General features: G+C 72.4%; 17 protein-coding genes. 11 read left to right on the forward strand and 6 right to left on the reverse strand.

Annotated elements, in window-relative coordinates; genetic code table 11:
- Window positions 1–126 precede the first annotated feature (126 nt).
- From PQI07_RS11720 to PQI07_RS11730, 3 genes are all read right to left on the reverse strand, one after another.
- On the reverse strand, window positions 127–429 hold the full coding sequence (locus PQI07_RS11720; protein ID WP_043352393.1) for a hypothetical protein: 303 nt from the start codon (window positions 427–429) through the stop codon (window positions 127–129).
- A 144-nt stretch (window positions 430–573) separates the two neighbouring features.
- Window positions 574–1302 carry a hypothetical protein gene (locus PQI07_RS11725; RefSeq protein ID WP_075380922.1) on the reverse strand — a complete coding sequence of 243 codons (729 nt, stop codon included), beginning with the start codon at window positions 1300–1302 and terminating at the stop codon, window positions 574–576.
- 111 nt (window positions 1303–1413) lie between these two features.
- Window positions 1414–2046 (reverse strand): DUF1134 domain-containing protein, encoded by a 633-nt coding sequence (locus PQI07_RS11730; RefSeq protein WP_043386928.1) that lies wholly within the window; start codon window positions 2044–2046, stop codon window positions 1414–1416.
- A 183-nt stretch (window positions 2047–2229) separates the two neighbouring features.
- Between PQI07_RS11730 and PQI07_RS11735 the strand changes: the two genes are divergently transcribed.
- Entirely contained in the window at window positions 2230–2775 is a 546-nt protein-coding gene (locus PQI07_RS11735) for a YHS domain-containing (seleno)protein (protein ID WP_043352398.1), read from the forward strand.
- Here PQI07_RS11735 and PQI07_RS11740 read toward each other — a convergent pair.
- Both PQI07_RS11740 and PQI07_RS11745 read right to left on the reverse strand, forming a co-directional pair.
- Window positions 2756–3619, reverse strand: a complete 864-nt coding sequence (locus tag PQI07_RS11740) for a 3'(2'),5'-bisphosphate nucleotidase CysQ family protein (RefSeq protein WP_053610564.1) — start codon at window positions 3617–3619, stop codon at window positions 2756–2758. The two genes, PQI07_RS11735 and PQI07_RS11740, sit on opposite strands and share 20 nt — an antisense overlap.
- Window positions 3620–3716: 97 nt before the next feature.
- Window positions 3717–6698: a bifunctional [glutamine synthetase] adenylyltransferase/[glutamine synthetase]-adenylyl-L-tyrosine phosphorylase gene (locus tag PQI07_RS11745; protein ID WP_274926668.1), complete on the reverse strand. Its 2982-nt coding sequence runs from the start codon at window positions 6696–6698 to the stop codon at window positions 3717–3719.
- Between the two features lie 375 nt (window positions 6699–7073).
- Between PQI07_RS11745 and chpT the strand changes: the two genes are divergently transcribed.
- From chpT to PQI07_RS11785, 8 genes are all read left to right on the forward strand, one after another.
- Window positions 7074–7796, forward strand: coding sequence for a histidine phosphotransferase ChpT (chpT, locus tag PQI07_RS11750; RefSeq protein WP_043352403.1), 723 nt, complete (start codon window positions 7074–7076; stop codon window positions 7794–7796).
- 103 nt (window positions 7797–7899) lie between these two features.
- Complete coding sequence (locus PQI07_RS11755; protein WP_274926669.1) at window positions 7900–10629, forward strand: hybrid sensor histidine kinase/response regulator; 2730 nt, start codon at window positions 7900–7902, stop codon at window positions 10627–10629.
- 64 nt (window positions 10630–10693) lie between these two features.
- Complete coding sequence (locus PQI07_RS11760) at window positions 10694–11212, forward strand: chemotaxis protein CheW (RefSeq protein WP_043386919.1); 519 nt, start codon at window positions 10694–10696, stop codon at window positions 11210–11212.
- An 11-nt stretch (window positions 11213–11223) separates the two neighbouring features.
- Complete coding sequence (locus tag PQI07_RS11765) at window positions 11224–11616, forward strand: response regulator (protein WP_043352407.1); 393 nt, start codon at window positions 11224–11226, stop codon at window positions 11614–11616.
- Window positions 11617–11673: 57 nt separating this feature from the next.
- Window positions 11674–12894 (forward strand): chemotaxis-specific protein-glutamate methyltransferase CheB, encoded by a 1221-nt coding sequence (cheB, locus tag PQI07_RS11770; protein WP_053610567.1) that lies wholly within the window; start codon window positions 11674–11676, stop codon window positions 12892–12894.
- A complete protein-coding gene (locus PQI07_RS11775) occupies window positions 12891–13754 on the forward strand; it encodes a CheR family methyltransferase (RefSeq protein ID WP_043386914.1) in 864 nt (287 codons plus the stop codon). The genes cheB and PQI07_RS11775 overlap by 4 nt, the downstream gene beginning before the upstream one ends.
- Window positions 13755–13925: 171 nt before the next feature.
- Window positions 13926–14543 (forward strand): hypothetical protein, encoded by a 618-nt coding sequence (locus tag PQI07_RS11780; RefSeq protein WP_274926670.1) that lies wholly within the window; start codon window positions 13926–13928, stop codon window positions 14541–14543.
- A gap of 146 nt (window positions 14544–14689) precedes the next feature.
- Window positions 14690–15706, forward strand: coding sequence for an asparaginase (locus PQI07_RS11785; RefSeq protein WP_274926671.1), 1017 nt, complete (start codon window positions 14690–14692; stop codon window positions 15704–15706).
- A 100-nt stretch (window positions 15707–15806) separates the two neighbouring features.
- Here the strand turns inward: PQI07_RS11785 and PQI07_RS11790 are convergent, their stop codons facing one another.
- Window positions 15807–16061, reverse strand: coding sequence for a hypothetical protein (locus PQI07_RS11790; protein ID WP_043386906.1), 255 nt, complete (start codon window positions 16059–16061; stop codon window positions 15807–15809).
- A 305-nt stretch (window positions 16062–16366) separates the two neighbouring features.
- Between PQI07_RS11790 and PQI07_RS11795 the strand changes: the two genes are divergently transcribed.
- Together PQI07_RS11795 and PQI07_RS11800 are read left to right on the forward strand one after the other, a co-directional pair.
- Entirely contained in the window at window positions 16367–16711 is a 345-nt protein-coding gene (locus tag PQI07_RS11795; RefSeq protein WP_274926672.1) for a hypothetical protein, read from the forward strand.
- A gap of 195 nt (window positions 16712–16906) precedes the next feature.
- Window positions 16907–17197, forward strand: coding sequence for a hypothetical protein (locus PQI07_RS11800; protein ID WP_051044756.1), 291 nt, complete (start codon window positions 16907–16909; stop codon window positions 17195–17197).
- Window positions 17198–17213: the final 16 nt, after the last annotated feature.

Genomic DNA, 17213 nt, shown 5'->3' on the forward strand with positions numbered 1-17213 from the left:
GCGGGAGCGCTACCTTAGCCGTTGCCGAGCCCCGGCGCGAGCGCGCCCCCGCCACAGGCCGGGCTCGGTCCTCGGCCGATGGCCCGCTCGGGGGACTTTCGGCCGAGGATTGTCAGCGGAGAGGCGTCAGCCCCGCCGCTCCTTGCCGCCCTGCGAGCCCTGCCGGTTCTTGGCGGGGGCGTTCTGCTGCTGCTCGGCCTCGTAGGCGTCGATCGCCCGGCGGCAGTTCTCGCTCAGCTTCTTCCAGTTCTTCTGAAAGCAGGCGTCGGTGGCCGGATCGTCGGGGGCCAGATTGCCGCAGTAGGTCAGGTAATCGCCGGTGCAGTACTTCTTCAGGGTCTCGTTGCCGCGCTTCGTCTGCTGCGCCGCCGCCGGCAGCGTCAGGACAACGGACGCCGCGACGGCGAGGGCGATCGGCTTCAGGCGCATGGGTATCCGTACCATCTGTCGAAGTTGTGAATGCGTGACGCGTCGACGTTGCGATGATGCCTTTGCGTGGTCGAAACAAGGCAGTCGTCGCAGGTTTTCGGTCCGGTTCTGGTGGTAGAGGCCCCGTTTCGGAGGCGGATCCGCTCAAACCCGTTCGTGCTGCGGCATCGGCGCGGCGGCGCGGGGCATCCGGCCCGGGCCCGTGAGGGCGTCGGCGACCTCGACGATTCGCCGGCGCAGATCGGCGTTCTCCCGCTCGATCCCGGCTTGCCGGTCCGGTTGCCGGTCGCCGGAGCGGTCGTTCTGCCGGTCGGCCAGGGTCAGGGCCAGAGCCTCCTCGGCCGCCTTCAGGCTGGCGCGCAGATCGTCGCGCTCGGCCGCCAGCGCGGCGGCGTCCGGTGCCGGGGCCGTGCCCTGCCGGAGCGTCAGGAGGCTGTCGAGCAGGTCGGCATGGGCGTCCTCGAGGGCCTGGAGCGTCGCGAGGCTCGCGGTGCCGTCCTCGCGGGCGATCGCCAGTTCGGCCTCGAGCTCCCGGGTCTTGGCCTGGACCTGGGCGATTTCGGCATCGCGGGCCGCGACATCGCGTGCCAGGGCGGCGACCCGCATCGTCCCGGCTCCGATCGCCGCCATGTCGGCCTGCCGCCGCGCCTCGACCGTCTCGACCCGGCGCTCCAGGCGGCGCTGCTGGACGGCGAACTGCGCGCGCAGGAAGTCGCGCTCCGCCGCGATCTCGGCCGGCGACAGGGGCAGGCGCGCCTCGGCCCGGCGTCGCTCCAGGCGTGCGGCACGCGCATTGAGGGCCGGCAGCAGCAGCAGGCCGCACAGGCTCGCCGCCAGGAAGCCCAGCGCGAAGATCATCACCGTTTCGATCACGAGGGTGCAGTCCGCGCATCCGGCCGGAAGACCCGACCCAAGTCCACTCTAGCCCAGGTTGGCCGCGGGGGTGAAATCCTGCGGCACCGGTCAATCAGAACGGATTCCTGATCAGAACGGGTTCCAGGTCGGCTCACGGGTGAACTTCAAATAACCGACATTGATCCCGAGGCGCGCGCCCACGCCGCTGCGGATCGGCACGACGATGGTCCGGTCGTTGACCACCGCGGTCATCCCGAAGCCGCCCACGAGGTAGGCCGAGCCGTCGACGCCGGCGAAGCGGCGATACAGGTTGCGCACGTTCGGCAGGTTGTAGACCAGCATCATGGTGCGCGCGCCGTCGCCGCCGACGTCGAAGCCGAGGGACGGGCCCTGCCAGTAGATGCGCCGCTGCCCGGCATTGCGGGTGTAGAGGGTGCCCTCGCCGTAGCGGACGCCCGCCACCAGGGCGCCGCCGCCCTCCTGTCCGAGGATATAGCCGTTGGGCTCGCCCCAGCGCCGGCCCGCCTCCTCGACGGTGAGCGCGAGCCCGCGCGACACGGTGCCGAAGAACCGGTGGCCGGATTCCACGATCTCGCCGGGGCGGAAGGTCTCGGGCGTGTCGAGGTCCTCGCCGGCCGCCCGGGCCGGCTCCGCGGCGGCGAGGCCGGCGAGAGAGGCGCCGAAGGGCGCGCCGAGAGCCAGGCCGAGGCCCGCCCGCAGCAGGGTGCGGCGGTCGGTGCCGCGATCGTCTCGTGCCATCATCGTTGTCTCCTCGCCCGGTTCGATTAACGGTTCGTGCGATGGACCTGGGCCGCTCTCGTCCCGCCGGGCCGGCAGCGGCCGCGCCTGCGCCCCGGATCGGCCGGGGCGCCGCCATCCATCCGGGCCGTGCGTCCCGCGAACCCGGGCGGATGAGTCGGACCAGCTTCTGAGGGAATTCGCAAGATGTGGTTAACGCGTCCTGACCCCGCGGCCGCGGCGATCATCCCGGGGGCGGCGCTGACAATCACGCTGGCCCTCGCGCTGACGGCCACGCTGGCCCCTCTGCCGGGGGTCGGCCCCCGCCGCGCCGCGGCCGAAGAGGGCCTGCCGTCCCAGACGCGGATCGCGCTGCTGACGCTCAACGGCTTCGACCCCGTCAGCTACTTCCTAAAGGGCGGGCCGCAGGCCGGGGCGGCCCGGTTCGAACTGTCCTGGGACGGCCGGGTCTGGCGCTTCGCCAGCGGCGCCAACCGCGAGGCCTTCCGGGACGATCCGCCGGTCTACGCCCCGCGCCTCGGGGGCTACGACGCTGCCGGAATCCTCGAGGGCCGGCTGGTGGATGCCGATCCCCTGGTCTTCGCGGTGATCGGCGAGCGCCTCTACCTGTTCCGGAATGCCGAGCGCCGCGCCCGGTTCCTGGCCGAGCCCGACCTGGTCCGGCAGGCGGAGGCGGCGTGGCCGGCCCTGCGTGCCCTGCAGGACGTCCCGCCTATGGATGCGCCGCGCTGAGCGGCACCGTCGGCCTGCCGGTCGGCAGGGCGAGGCGCGGGGCCAGGGCGGGATCGCCCAGGGCCGCGAAGGGCCCGTTGCGATGATCGGGCCCGTGCTGCCCGTAGCGGATCGGGCTACCGCCGGGCACCACCACGCAGCCCCCCGCCGCCGCGACGATGTGATCGCCCGCGGCCGTATCCCATTCCATGGTCGGGCCGCAGCGCACGTAGATGTCCGCCTCGCCGGCGGCGATCAGCCCGAACTTCAGGGCGGATCCGACCTGGCGCGTCTCCAGGACGGGCAGCGCCGCGAGGCAGGCGGCGGTTTCGGGATCGCCGTGCCGCCGGCTGCCCAGGGCGACGAGGCCGGCCTCCGGCGCCGGTCGCGTGTGGACCGGCCGCCCGGCCCCCGGCCGGCCGGCGACCACCGCGCCCTCGACGGTTGCTGCGCCCGCCCACCAGACCCGGCCGAGCCCCGGGGCCGCCAGGGCGGCGGCCACCGGGCGGGCGCCGGACACCAGCGCGATGTTGACCGAGTAGTCCGGCGTCCCGGCGAGGAAGTCGCGGGTGCCGTCCAGGGGATCGACGAGGAAGAAGAGGTCGGCCGGCCGCGTCGCGTCGGTCTGGGCGCGCTCCTCGGCCACGACCGCGATCCCCGGGAAGCGTCCGGCGAGGGCCTCGACGATCAGGTCCTCGGCCTCGGTGTCGGCGGCGCTCGACGGTGAGCCGTCCGGCTTCAGGGCGTGGGGGCAGGGGGCCCGATGGTAGCGGCGCAGAATCTCGCCCGCCGCGCAGGCGATCTCGGCGAGCGCCGCGGCGATCCGCTCACGCTCCGGTTCCGAGATCGTCGTCGCGCTCGTCATGGTCCCTCCGGAGGCGACCCTGAATGCCCGAGCCCGCCGGCAATGTCGACCGTGTCTCCCGGGTGTGCGGCCGGCCTGTCGGGCCGGGACGGCCCCGTCAGCCGTGCTCCGGCGGGACATCCGCGGCGCCCGGCATCCGCAAAGTCCGCCGGATCCGCGCCAGCAGGGCCTGGCTCCGGCGCCGGTGGCGGCGCAGCTCCGCCGCGAGGCTGCGGGCGTCCGGAAGGCCCACGGCCTTGGCGATCTGCCGGGCCGCGGTCTCGGAGGGCTCCGCGGCGGGATCGGTCATCACGAGTCGCTGCCACTGATAGACGGCGTCGAGGAACCCGTAGGTCTCGGCGAGGGCCTCGCCCGTTGCCGCGGGCAGGAGGCCGCGCGCCGCCGCCTCCCGGAACAGCGCCTCCGCGCCGAGGCCGATGCAGCCGGGCCAGTCGCGGGCCCGGCTCAGCACGAGGGCCTGGGCCAGGAAGTCGAGGTCGAACAGCGCGCCCGGTGCGAGCTTCAGGTCGAAGGGGCCGGCATGGCCCCGCTCCCGGGCGACCAGGGCCCGCATCGCGCCCGCCTCGGCGCAGACGGCGGCGGTTTCGCGCGGTTGCCGGAGCACCCGGGCGATCGCGGCCGTGACGTCGGCCGCCAGGGTGGCGTCGCCGGCCACGACCCGGGCGCGGGCGAGCGCCATGTGCTCCCAGAGTTCCGCCTCGCCGCCGTGATAGGCCGCGAAGCCGCTGAGCTGCACGGCGGGCGGGCTGTGGCTGCCGTAGGGCCGCAGCCGCAGGTCGACCGCGTAGAGCCGCCCCCGCCGCGTGGCCGTGGTGAGCGCCGCGAACACGCGTTGCGCCAGCCGGTTGTAGGCCACCACGGCGTCGAGGGGGCGCCGGCCGTCGCTGGTGCGATTCTCCGGGTCGAAATCGTAGAGGAAGACGAGGTCGAGGTCGGATTCCGCGCTGAGCTGCCGGGATCCGAGGCGGCCCAGCGCCAGGATGCAGCAGCGTCCCTTGGGCAGCGTGCCGTGGTCCAGGGCGAACCGGCGCTCCTCCGCCTCCAGGTTCAGCGCCACCGTCGCGTCGGCGATCGCCGCGTAGGCCTCCCCGGCCTGGCGCGGCGTGAGGATGCCCGACAGGAGGCGGGCGCCGGTGACGAAGGTCATCTGCCGCGTGGCGTCCCGGCAGCGGTCGAGGCTCTCCTCGTGGCTCGCCGGCTGTCCCAGGAGCGCCCGGTACTGCGCGCGGACCTGATCGGGATCGGTGGTCGGCGTCACGAAATCTGCGTCGAGCACGGTGTCGAGGACGTGCGGGCTCAGGCCCACCGTGTCGGCGAGGCGGGGTGCCGTCCCCAGGATGTCGGCGAACAGGAGGCGCAGGCGCTCGTGCGAGCGCAGGATGGCGAGGAGTTCCGCCACCGCGGGCATCCGCGCGAAGGCCCGGTCGAGGGCGAGGAGCGCCGCGTCCGGATCGGCGGTTCCGCCGAGCGCCCGCAGCAGCGCCGGGAGCACCTCGGCGAGGATCTCCCGGGCCCGTCCGGTCCGCAGGGCCGGGCGGCGCCCGAGATGCCAGCCCTGCACGGTCTCCCAGGCCAGGGGCGGATCCCGGAACCCGAAGGTGCCGAGCCGCGCCAGGGTCGCGGGCTCCGGCTCGCTCGCGCCGAAGACCAGGGGGGCCCCGTCCCCGCCGGCCTCCGGCCCGGCCTCGAACAGCAGGGCGTAATGCGCCTGGACCCGGCCGGCGTGGTGGAGCAGCGCCGCCTCGAAGGCCGCCAGGTCGGAAAAGCCCGCGAACAGCGCCAGCGCGGTCAGCGCCTCGGTCCCGGTGGGCAGGCGCTGGGTCTGCTCGTCCCGGATCATCTGGATCCGGTGCTCCAGGGTGCGCAGGAAGGTGTAGGCCGCACGCAGCTCGTCCCGGGCCTGCCCGTCGATCCAGCCCTGCGCGACGAGTTCGGCCAGCATCGCGACCGTACGACGCCCCCGCAGGGCGGGCTTGCGGCCGCCGAAGACGAGTTGCTGGGTCTGGACGAAGAACTCGATCTCCCGGATGCCGCCGCGGCCGATCTTGATGTCGTGGCCGCCGACCGCGATGGTCTCGTGTCCGCGGACCATGTGGATCTGGCGCTTCAGGGCGTGGATCTCGGCGATGGCCGGGAAGTCGAAGTGCCGGCGCCAGATGAACGGCGCCAGTTCCGCGAGGAACGCTTCGCCGGCCGGGATATCGCCGGCGATCGGTCGGGCCTTGATGAAGGCCGCGCGCTCCCAGTTCTGGCCGAGCGTCTGGTAGTAGTCGAAGGCGAAGCCGGTGGAGAGCGCCACCGCGGTGGAGCCCGGGTCCGGCCGCAGCCGGTAGTCGATGCGGTGGACGTATCCGTCCGCGGTCCGGTCGGCCAGGAGCTTCACCAGCCCCTGCGCCAGCTTGACGAAGAAGGGCTTCGGATCGCCGCCGGTGGCCGCGGCGGCGGAGCCGGCCTCGTAGAAGACGACGAGGTCGATGTCGCTCGAATAGTTCAGCTCGCAGCCGCCGAGCTTGCCCAGGCCGAGGACGATCAGGCCGGACCCGTCCTGCGGCGCCTCCGGATCCGCGGGCCGGAACCGCCCGGCCGCCATCCCCTGCCGGAGCAGCGCCTCGACCGCCCCGCTCACCGAGGCGTCCGCGAAGGCCGACAGGGCCTGGGTCACCGCGTCGAGATCCCAGCAGCCGCCGAGATCGGCCAGCGCGACCAGGAGGGCATGTTCCTCCCGGTTGGCGCGCAGCCGCCGGCCGACCTCGGCGAGGTCGGGGTTCGCCCCGCAGGACGCGCCGACCGCGCGCTGCCGGGCGATGATGTCCCGGCTGGCCGCGTCCGGCGCCTGTTCCAGCAGGGCGACGAGCCGGTCCGGCGACCGGGTGGCCGCCCGCCAGAGGAAGGGCGAGTGGTCCGCGAGGCCGAGGAGCAGGTCCCGGCACGGCGGCGTCAGGAAACCGGCCGGAAGGGCCGGCGCGATCTCGGCGAGCCGGGCCTGCGCGGCGTCCGGATCGGCGAGGCCGAGCCGGGGGCTCAGGCTCGCGCGCAGCGTCGTGGCCGATCCGTTCCGGAGACCGGTCTCGTCTCTCATGCCGCATCCTCCCTGGCGCGACGGGGCCGGCATCGTAACCGACCGGGCCGCCCGTGTCCGGCCCCGCGCGCAGGGACGCGCGGATCCAGGGCTGGGCGGATCCTGGGCGATGCGGATCCGGAATCGGGGGCCGCCCCGCCCTCCGTCCGATCCGGTAACGCTTTTCAAAGCTGACCGTGGCGTCTATCCGTGCGGACCGGTCGTCGCCCCCGGTCCGACCTGCAGGCCGTGCGGGACCCCCTCGGGCGACTCGATCGCCACAGGGGCGGCCGAGGACTGGGCGCCCGGGAGCCGGGCGGCCGGAACCCGGCAGCCTCGATCGGGGCCCCGACCCGCAGACGTCCGCACCTCAGATCCGCCCGCCCGGAGCGCACCATGTCCTCCCCGACCTCGCCCACCCTGCATCTCGACGGCCTCGACCTCGCCGCCCTGCTCTGCTCCCGCGTCTGTCACGACGTGATCAGCCCCGTCGGCGCGATCGTGAACGGGCTCGAGGTCCTGGAGGACGACCAGGACGAATCGATGCGGACCTTCGCCCTGGAGCTGATCGGCAAGAGCGCCCGGCAGGCCTCGGCGCGGCTGAAATTCGCCCGCATCGCCTTCGGGGCCGCGGGCTCGGCCGGCGCCTCGATCGACCTCGCCGACGCCGAGGGCGTGGCCAAGGGCATGTTCTCCGACGAGAAGACCAAGCTGACCTGGAGCGCCCCCCAGGCCCTCTTCCCGAAGAACAAGGTCAAGCTCCTCCTCAATCTCGTGATGGTCGCCACCTCGGCGATTCCCCGGGGCGGCGTGATCGACGTCGTCGTCTCCGGCGATGCCGAGGCGCCCACGCTGGTGCTCAAGGCCAAGGGCTCGCATGCCCGCATCCCGCCCCACGTGGAGGAGCTGATGGCCGGCCGCCCCGAGAGCGGCACCGTCGACGCGCACGGCATCCTGCCGTTCTACGCGGGCCTCGTGGCGCGGGCCGCCGCCATGGATGTGCGATTCGCCATCGAGGGTGATGAAGTGACTATCACCGCCACGCCCGCCGCGAGCCCCGCAGTGATCGGAGCGCCCGAAGACCCCGACGGCGAGGCTTCGGACACGGCCCTGGCGTGAAATTCTGAAAAACCGAGACGCGGGGCCGGGATGGAAACGCTTCCCTAACCCCGCGCGAGTAAGTAGGTTGCGCGAGACCTTCTCCGCGTAACGAGTAGCGCCTATGGACGACCTGCTTCGCGAGTTTTTGACCGAGAGCGGGGAGCATCTCGACACGGTTGATGCAGAACTTGTTCGATTCGAGCAGGATCCGAACAACGAGACTATTCTGCGAAACATCTTCCGTCTCGTGCACACGATTAAGGGAACCTGCGGATTCCTCGGCCTTCCGCGGCTCGAAGCCCTGGCGCATGCTGCGGAAACCCTGATGGGCCGCTTCCGCGACGGGCTGCCCGCCACGTCGGATTCCGTCACCCTGATCCTGCTGACGCTGGACCGGCTCAAGGCGATCCTGGCCGATCTGGAAGCCACCGGCACCGAGCCCTCGGGCTCGGATGACGACCTCATCTCCGCCCTGGAGCGCATGGCCGAGGGCGCGCCCGAGCCGCAGGCCGTCGCCCCGCCGCCGCCCGAGCCGGTGCTGCCCGATCCGGTGGTCCGCGAGCTGAAGCCCGGCGAGGTCACCCTGGACGAGCTGGAAGCCGCCTTCCTGTCGGCCCCGGGTCCCGACGAATCGGATTTCCTCCCGCCGCCGGCCCCCCTTGCCGCCGCGCCGGCCCCGACGCCCGCGGCCCCCGCGGCGAGCGCGCCGCCGAAGGCCGAGGCCAGGGTCGAGCCGGTCGAGGCCGAGAAGCCCGAGCCGGCCCGCGCCGAGAAGGCCGAGGGCGCCGAGGGTGAGACGACCGCTGCCGCCAAGAACCAGACGATTCGGGTGAACGTCGACACGCTCGAGCACCTGATGACCATGGTCTCGGAGCTGGTGCTGACCCGCAACCAGCTCCTGGAGATCGCCCGCCGCCACGAGGATTCGAGCTACAAGGTCCCGCTGCAGCGCCTGTCGCACGTCACGGCCGAGCTGCAGGAAGGCGTCATGAAGACGCGCATGCAGCCGATCGGCAACGCGTGGCAGAAGCTGCCGCGCGTGGTGCGCGACCTCTCGGCGGAACTCGGCAAGCAGATCGACCTCGTGATGGTCGGCAACGAGACCGAGCTCGACCGGCAGGTCCTTGAGGTCATCAAGGACCCGCTGACCCACATGGTCCGCAACTCGGCCGATCACGGCCTCGAATCGACCGCCGAGCGCGTGGCGGCGGGCAAGCCCGCCCGCGGCACGATCCGGCTCGCCGCCTACCACGAGGGCGGCACGATCACGATCGAGATCGCCGACGACGGCAAGGGCCTGAACCTCGCGGCGATCCGGCAGAAGGCGGTGCAGCGCGGCCTCGCCTCCCAGGCCGATGTCGAGCGGATGACCGACGCCCAGGTCGCCAAGTTCATCTTCCACGCCGGCTTCTCGACGGCGGCGGCGGTGACCTCGGTCTCGGGCCGCGGCGTCGGCATGGACGTGGTCAAGACCAACATCGAGACCATCGGCGGCCTGATCGACATCGCCACGACGGCGGGGCGCGGCACGACCTTCACCATCAAGATCCCGCTGACGCTGGCCATCGTCGCCGCGCTGATCGTGCGGGCCGGCGAGCACCGCTTCGCCCTGCCGCAGGTGGCGGTGCTGGAGCTGGTGCGGGTCGATGCCGGGGCGCAGCGGGTCGAGCACATCAACGGCGCGCCGGTTCTCCGCCTGCGCGAGCGGCTCCTGCCGATCGTCTCGCTCACCGGCCTGCTCGGCCAGTCGAGCCCGAGCGGGGAGGCGGAGCAGGCCGGCTTCGTGGTGGTCGCCCAGGTCGGGCGCGAGCGCTTCGGCATCCTCGTCGACGAGGTCTTCCACACGGAGGAGATCGTCGTGAAGCCGATGTCGGTGAAGCTGCGGCACATCCCGATGTTTGCCGGCAACACGATCCTCGGCGACGGCGCCGTGGTGCTGATCGTCGATCCCAACGGCGTGGCCCGCCAGGTGGCGCAGGGCGTCCAGGGCAGCGGCGGCCACATCGACGCCGACGCCGACGAGGCGGTGGAGATGGCCGACACCAAGACGACGCTCCTGGTGTTCAAGGGCGGCCAGGGCAGCTTCAAGGCGGTGCCGCTGTCGCTGGTCACCCGCCTCGAGGAGATCGAGTGCGCCAAGGTCGAGTGGCTCGGCGGCCGCGCGCTGATCCAGTATCGCGGGCGCCTGATGCCCCTGGTCCCGGCCGACGCGGCGATCACCATCAAGTCGGAGGGGACGCAGGCCCTGGTGGTGTTCTCCGACGGCGAGCGCGCCATGGGCCTCGTGGTCGACGAGATCGTCGACATCGTCGAGGAGCGCCTCGACATCGAGATCGCGGCCGACCGGTCGGACCTGATCGGCTCGGCGGTGCTGCGGGGCCGGGCGACCGACATCATCAACATCGCCCACTTCCTGCCGCTGGCCTACGACGACTGGGCGCGCGGCCTGAAGCGGCCCGAGCAGATCTCCACGATCCTGCTGGTCGACGACTCGGCCTTCTTCCGCGACATGCTGAGCCCGGTGCTGAAGGCGGCGGGCTACCAGGTGGTCACCGCGGCGAGCGCGGACGCGGCGCTGGCGGCCCTCCAGGCCGATCCGCAGATCGAGGTCGTGGTCACCGATCTGGAGATGCCGGGCCGCAGCGGCTTCGACCTCGTCGCCGCCATGCGCCGGGCCGAGCCGCGCCTCGCCGGGCTCCCGGTGATCGGCCTCAGCGGCGCGATCGGCGCCGATGCGGTTGAGCGCGCCCGGGCCCTGGCGATCAGCGACCTCGTGGCGAAGTTCGACCGCAGCGGCCTGATCTCGGCGCTGGCCGAGATCGGCGCCGCCACGGTGTCGAAAGCCGCCTGAGCCTGCACGCCGCCCGCCCCAAAACGATCGAGACGATCGAGACGATCGAATCCGGAGAGTTCCGATGCAGGCTGCCAACGCCAACACCAGCGGCGCCACCACCAACGGCGTCGAGACCGGCGCCACCGACGACTTCGTCACGGTCTATGTCGGCGAGACGCTGTTCGGCCTGGCGATCGAGCGGGTGCACGACGTCTTCGTCCCCTCGGGCGTGACGCCGGTTCCCCTGGCGCCGGCCGAGATCGTCGGCCTCCTGAACCTGCGCGGCCGCGTGGTGACGGCCATGAGCCTGCGCCGGCGGCTGGGCCTGCCCGACGCGGAGGCCCAGGCGGACGGCACCAAGGCCAGCCCGAAGATGGCGATCGGCCTGGAGCAGGCCGGCGAAACCTTCGCGCTGGTGGTCGACGGCGTCGGCGAGGTGCTGAAGCTCGGGGCCGACAGCCGCGAGGCGGTGCCGATCAACCTGGATCCGCGCTTCCGCGATCTCGCCACCTGCGTCCATCGCCTCGACGGGCGGCTCCTCGTGATCCTCGACGTGGACGCGCTCCTCGGCTTCACGCCCGCCGGCGCCAAGGCGGCTTGAGGGAGAGGTCGATGAAGGCGCCCCACGAGACCACCTGCCTGGTGGTGGACGATTCCGCGGTGATCCGGAAGGTCGCCCGGCGGATCATCGAGGATCTCGGCATGAACGTGAGCGAGGCCGAGGATGGCAGCGCCGCCCTGGAAGCCTGTGCCGCCAGCATGCCGGACGCGATCCTGCTCGACTGGAACATGCCGAACATGGACGGCTACGCCTTCCTCCAAGCCCTGCGCCAGAGCGAGGGCGGGGGCGTGCCGAAGGTCCTGTTCTGCACCACCGAGAACGATGTCGGGGCGATCGCCCGCGCCCTCCGGGCGGGGGCCGACGAATACATCATGAAGCCCTTCGACCGCGACATCCTGACGGCCAAGCTCGAACAAGTCGGTCTCGTCGCCGACGCGGCCTGACCGCACGATTCGGCTCCGACGCCCCTGCACCCGCGACCTGTACCCGAGGCAAGCATCATGGCCCTGAGTCCCGCGGTTGCTCCGCTCCGTACACCCACCACCCCGAGCACGACCGCATCCGCCACCACGATCCGGGTTCTGGTGGCCGATGATTCCGCCGTGGTGCGCGGCCTCGTGGCCCGCTGGATCGGCGAGGCCGGATTCGAGCTCGTCGGCACGGCCTCGAACGGCCGGATCGCCCTCGAGCTGATGGCCAAGCACGACCCGGACGTGGTCCTGCTCGACATCGAGATGCCGGAACTCGACGGCACGACCGCGCTGCCGCGCATGCTGGCCATGAGCCCGAGCGTGCAGGTCGTGATGATGTCGACGCTGACCACGCGCAACGCCGACATCTCGTTGAAATGCCTCGCCCTCGGGGCGGTGGACTACATCGCCAAGCCCGAGAGCAGCCGCGGCGTCACCACCTCGGACACGTTCCGGGTCGAGCTGATCGAGCGCGTCCGCGTGTTCGGCTCCGCCCGCGCGCGGAGCCGGCGCCCCGCCTTCGGCCATGTGCCGGCCACCCCGCACGCCCCCGCCGGGCCTGCGGTCGGGCACCACGCACCCGCGGTCGTGGCGCATCCGGCGCCGGCCGCCGCGCGCCCCGCGACCCCCTTCACGCTGCGGCCGAAGGTCCGCAACCGGACCCAGCCCCGGGCCCTGCTGATCGGCTCCTCCACGGGCGGCCCGCGGGCGGTGGGCGAGATGCTGGAGGGAATCGGCTCGGCCGCCCTACGCCGTCTGCCGGTCCTGATCGTCCAGCACATGCCGCCGATCTTCACCGCGGTTTTCGCCGAACACCTCGCCACCCGTACCGGGCTGCCCGCAGCCGAGGGCAAGGCCGACGAGCGGGTCGAACCGGGCCGCATCTACGTGGCCCCGGGCGGCCGCCACATGGGACTGGCCGCGGCCGCCAGCGGCCCGATCATCAAGCTCACCGACGGCCCGCCGGTGAACTTCTGCCGCCCCGCGGTCGACGTCCTGTTCAAGGACGCGGCGGTCGTGTTCGGCGCCGCCACCGCGACCGTGATCCTCACCGGCATGGGCTCGGACGGCACCAACGGCGCCCGGGCCCTCACCGAGGCCGGCGGCCCGGTTCTGGCCCAGGACGAGGCCACCAGCACGGTCTGGGGCATGCCGGGCAGCGTCGCGCGGGCCGGGCTCGCCGAGGCCGTGCTGCCCTTGCCCGAACTCGCGACGGCGCTCCGCGCCATGATCACGGGGCAGCCGGCATGACCGAACTCGAGTTCGAATTCCTGCGCAGCTTCCTGAAGCAGCGCTCCGGCCTCGCGCTGACGCCGGAGAAGCGTTACCTCGTGGAGAGTCGGCTGACCCCGGTCTGCCGCCGCTTCGGGCTCGCGAGCCTGGGCGACCTGATCGGCGCCCTCAAGCTCGCCCAGAACGGAACGATCGAGCGGGCCGTGGTCGAGGCCATGACCACGAACGAGACCTTCTTCTTCCGCGACCGGATCCCCTTCGACCTGTTCCGCGACACGCTCCTGCCGGACGTGCTGGCGCGCAATGCCAGCCGCCGCCGGCTGCGGATCTGGTGCGCGGCGGCCTCCACCGGGCAGGAGCCCTACTCGCTGGCCATGCTGCTCCAGGAGGCGGCGCCGCGGCTCGCCGGCTGGCAGGTCGAGATCGTCGCCACCGACCTGTCCACCGAGGTGATCGAGAAGGCCAAGCTCGGGCTCTACAGCCATTTCGAGGTCCAGCGCGGCCTGCCGGTGCAGTGGCTGATCAAGTACTTCACCCAGGTCGGCGAGCAGTGGCAGATCGCCCAGAGCCTGCGCAGCATGGTGGATTACCGCCAGCTCAACCTGCTGCACAGCTTCGCCTCGCTGGGCCAGTTCGACGTGATCTACTGCCGCAACGTGCTGATCTACTTCGATGCGCCGACGAAGTCGGACGTGCTGGCGCGGCTCGCCGCGCAGCTCGCACCGGAGGGCGCGCTCCTGCTGGGGGCCGCCGAGACGGTGATCGGCCTCACCGACCGGCTGTCGCCCAACCCGAAGCACCGCGGCCTCTACGGCCATTCCGAGGCCGCGGCGCGCCCGGCCGAGGCGCCGCCGCTGCGCATGGCCGCGAGCCTCTGAATTCAGCGATCGGGGTTCCCGGTCGCGCCCCGGCTCCGGGCCGTCCCTGCACCCGGCACCGCGACGGGGATCCGGGCGGTTCCGGAAACGCGGCCTTAAGACTCGCGTGGGTAATTTGCACACGGACCCGCCGCCGGGCGAATCCGGCTCATCCGTGACCCGAGCCCCCTCATGAGTACCGTCTCATCCACCGCGACATCGCAGCTCGCCGCGCAGCGATGGTCGCCGCCTCCGTCGCCCAAGACCCAGATGTCCGACACGATCAGCAGCGCGCTGTCGGCCGGCACGATCAGCAGCACCGACGCGACGGCGCTCACCAGCGCCCTGAGCAGCATCGATTCGAGCCTGTCGTCGGACAGCTCCGCCTCGGGCAGCACCACGACCCGGTCCAAGCTCGACCCGTCCTCCATGAAGGATCGGATCGACGGCCTGATCGCCGATCAGGTCAGCAGCGGCAGCCTCACCGCCGACCAGGCCACGGAGCTGAAGAACCTGTTTTCCAGCCACGGCCAGAGCCTTCAGAGCGCGGACGCCACCGGCGACGTGTCCGGGCCGGACGGTCCGCCGCCCGGCCCCCCGCCCGGTCCGCCGCCGGGGAGCGCCGCCTCCGGCAGCACCGGCAGCGGGACCTCGTCCTCCACGTCGGTGACGCAGTCGACGAACGACCTCCTCTCGACCTTTATGCAGCAGCTCCAGAGCAGCCAGTCGGTCGGCGCCGGCTATGGCGCCAACGGCACCACCAACAGCAGCAGCAGCCTCTCGGCCCTTCTGGTCGACTTCCAGAGCTGAGCCGGCGGTGCGGGCGTGGCCGGCCGAGGGGGCCGCCCGCCCGACGCATCGCCCGCCTGCGCGCGGCCGGGGTCGACCTCGGCCGCGCGACGCGGCATCACTCCGCCATCGCATTCGCGCGACCGGACAGGGTCGGGAGGCACGGCATGGCGGCAGGATCGGGGACCGGATTGCCCAAGGTCGCGTTCATCGGCACGGGCGGGACGATCTCGTCCCTCGGGCGCGACACCCTCGACATCCTCGACTACACCGCCACCGACCGGCGCCTCGAAGCAGGCGGCATCCTGGAGGCGGTCCCGGAACTCTCCACCGTCGCCACGGTGGTGCCGGTCCCGTTCCAGGCGGTCCCGAGCCCGGCGATCGGATTTGCCGAGTGGCGCGACCTCGTGCGCCTGTGCGAGCGCCTCGCGGCCGAGCATGCGGATCTCGCGGGAATCGTCATCGGGCACGGCACCGCCACCCTGGAGGAGACCGCCTACGCCCTGAGCCTGACCCTGACGATCGACCTGCCGGTGGTGCTGGTCGGCTCGCAGCGGCCGATGAGCGCCCTCTCCACCGACGCCAAGCTCAATCTCGTGGCCGCGATCCGCACCGCCGCGGCGCCGGCCTCCCGCGGGCGCGGCGTGCTGGTGGTGCTCAACGACGAGATCCAGGCGGCGCGCGAGGTGACCAAGACCTCGGTGGCCCGGCTTCAGACGTTCCGGACGCCGGATTTCGGCGTGCTCGGCCATGTCGACGGCGACAGCGTCCGCTACTATCGCCGCTCCGAGCGGGCGCACGCACCGGGCACGCCCTTCGACATCCGCAGCCTGCCCGCGCTGCCGCGGGTCGATATCGTCTATGGCTACGCCGACGCGGACGGCACCGCGGTCCGGGCCTTCCTGTCGGCGGGCGCGCGCGGCCTCGTCGCGGCCGGTCTTGCCCCGGGCATGACCCCGCCGGCCGAGGCCGAGGCCCTGGAGGCGGCGGCTGCCGCCGGGATCGTGGTGGTGATGTCGACCCGGGCCGGCAGCGGCGTCGTCCCGCTCACCACCCGGCTGCGCACCCGCGGCATCCTCAGCGCCGACAACCTCACCCCGCAGAAGGCCAGGATCCTGCTGGCCCTGGCGCTGACCGTCACGACGGAGCCGGAGGCGGTGGCGCGGCTGTTCGCGACGTATTAGGGCACCGGCCGCCCGAAGGGGGACCGGCTCGGCGCGAGAGGGGGGCGGGGCCGCGGTTCGGGCCGATCCGCGCCGGGGTCGTCCGCGCCCGGCCGGAGGATCACCGAGTGCAGCCGACGCAGATGCCGCGGGTGATGGCGTCGTCGCGGATCTGCTCCGGCGTGCGCCGCTGGATCTGGCTGCTCTCGTCGACGTCGATCTTGTCCGGTTTCGGCACGGTCGCACCGCTCTTGGCGATGTAGTCGCTTCGGTTGGCCGCAACATCCATCGAATCCGGCCTGTCGCCGGCCCGGACCAGAGCCGACGAGACCACCGCAAGAGCGATCGAACATCCGAGAACGAGAGGATACCGCATGGCCGCCTCCGCCGTAGAGGTAGAGCGTGTGACGGCATCACAGACCGATCCGGGTTCCCCGCATTGACCTATCGCAAGGCTCGGCCCGCGTGCGGCGCCGGGCTCGTCGTCATCGGCCCGGTCGCCGTTGCGCTAGATCAAGGCTCGCCGGCCGGGGGCGAGCAGAGTTTGCCGCGGGTCCGCGCCCCGCATCCGGGCCGTCGAGGACCGCATCGTCGCTCTCGTCTGGACGGAACGGCCGGGCAGCGGCAGACCGGATCGCCCGTGAACCCGCAGGAACCCGCAGCCAGCCATGGAGACGCGCTATGACGGACAGCCACGCACACGAGGTCGTCGAGCATGAGGGCCGGGGCGGGGAGAGCGCCCATCCGGACGAGCGGCTTGCCGGCCGCATCGGCGAACACGTGAGACGGGCCCTGCAGGACATCCTGAAGAGCCCCGAAGCGCTGCGGCAGGCGATCCATCTGGGACCGCACGAACACGCGCTGAGCCGCCGGGTGGCCAACGGCCACGATCCGGCCGCAGTGGCGGCGCTGCTCGCCGCCGGCGGCGTCGGCTTCGGGCTGGCATGGCTGATCTTCGGCCAGCATTGGCACCGCACGGATTACGTCGCGCGCCGGATGAGCCACAGCAGCGAACGGATGGCCTGACGCCGTTTCGCGGCCCGCCGGGCCGAAGCCTGCGGCACCGGCCTGCGCGCGGGACCCCGGTCCCGCACGGGGGAGGGCGCCGCCTGTCGCCTCACCCCGGCGGTTGCGCCGTCCCGTCGGCCCGCACGTTGCGCTGGATCAACGCCCAGGCTGCGCCGGCAGCGATGAATGGCAGACCTGCGAAGAGGTGAAGCCATGAAACGCGATCTCGCTACGAACCTGAGCGAAGAGACCGAACGGGTCGGCGCCCGCATCGACAAATCCTACGAGAAACTGGCGCTCAAGCTGCGGCGGCGGGCCGACAAGGCGCGCGCGGCCATGGTCAAGTGCAAGAACCGCATCAAGCGGGCCGTCCTCCAGCGGCGGTTCGAGATCTACGCGAATGCCGCGCGCGATATCGACCAGTCCGTGATGGACCGGCAGGCCTCGCCGGGACCGGTGCTGCGGCTGAAACCGGACGAGCGAGGCACGCCCGCTCAGACGTGATTCCGGGCCGCGGCGG

This window comes from Methylobacterium sp. 092160098-2, assembly GCF_028920805.1.
In the GTDB taxonomy this organism is placed as follows: Bacteria; Pseudomonadota; Alphaproteobacteria; order Rhizobiales; family Beijerinckiaceae; genus Methylobacterium; species Methylobacterium fujisawaense.

Excerpts from the sequence above, each read along its gene's own strand:
- PQI07_RS11720 (WP_043352393.1), bottom strand. The coding sequence starts at position 429 with ATGCGCCTGAAGCCGATCGCCCTCGCCGTCGCGGCGTCCGTTGTCCTG.
- PQI07_RS11730 (WP_043386928.1), bottom strand. The coding sequence starts at position 2,046 with ATGATGGCACGAGACGATCGCGGCACCGACCGCCGCACCCTGCTGCGG.
- PQI07_RS11735 (WP_043352398.1), top strand. The coding sequence starts at position 2,230 with ATGTGGTTAACGCGTCCTGACCCCGCGGCCGCGGCGATCATCCCGGGG.
- PQI07_RS11740 (WP_053610564.1), bottom strand. The coding sequence starts at position 3,619 with ATGACGAGCGCGACGACGATCTCGGAACCGGAGCGTGAGCGGATCGCC.
- PQI07_RS11745 (WP_274926668.1), bottom strand. The coding sequence starts at position 6,698 with ATGAGAGACGAGACCGGTCTCCGGAACGGATCGGCCACGACGCTGCGC.
- chpT (WP_043352403.1), top strand. The coding sequence starts at position 7,074 with ATGTCCTCCCCGACCTCGCCCACCCTGCATCTCGACGGCCTCGACCTC.
- PQI07_RS11755 (WP_274926669.1), top strand. The coding sequence starts at position 7,900 with ATGGACGACCTGCTTCGCGAGTTTTTGACCGAGAGCGGGGAGCATCTC.
- PQI07_RS11760 (WP_043386919.1), top strand. The coding sequence starts at position 10,694 with ATGCAGGCTGCCAACGCCAACACCAGCGGCGCCACCACCAACGGCGTC.
- PQI07_RS11765 (WP_043352407.1), top strand. The coding sequence starts at position 11,224 with ATGAAGGCGCCCCACGAGACCACCTGCCTGGTGGTGGACGATTCCGCG.
- cheB (WP_053610567.1), top strand. The coding sequence starts at position 11,674 with ATGGCCCTGAGTCCCGCGGTTGCTCCGCTCCGTACACCCACCACCCCG.
- PQI07_RS11775 (WP_043386914.1), top strand. The coding sequence starts at position 12,891 with ATGACCGAACTCGAGTTCGAATTCCTGCGCAGCTTCCTGAAGCAGCGC.
- PQI07_RS11780 (WP_274926670.1), top strand. The coding sequence starts at position 13,926 with ATGAGTACCGTCTCATCCACCGCGACATCGCAGCTCGCCGCGCAGCGA.
- PQI07_RS11785 (WP_274926671.1), top strand. The coding sequence starts at position 14,690 with ATGGCGGCAGGATCGGGGACCGGATTGCCCAAGGTCGCGTTCATCGGC.
- PQI07_RS11790 (WP_043386906.1), bottom strand. The coding sequence starts at position 16,061 with ATGCGGTATCCTCTCGTTCTCGGATGTTCGATCGCTCTTGCGGTGGTC.
- PQI07_RS11795 (WP_274926672.1), top strand. The coding sequence starts at position 16,367 with ATGACGGACAGCCACGCACACGAGGTCGTCGAGCATGAGGGCCGGGGC.
- PQI07_RS11800 (WP_051044756.1), top strand. The coding sequence starts at position 16,907 with ATGAAACGCGATCTCGCTACGAACCTGAGCGAAGAGACCGAACGGGTC.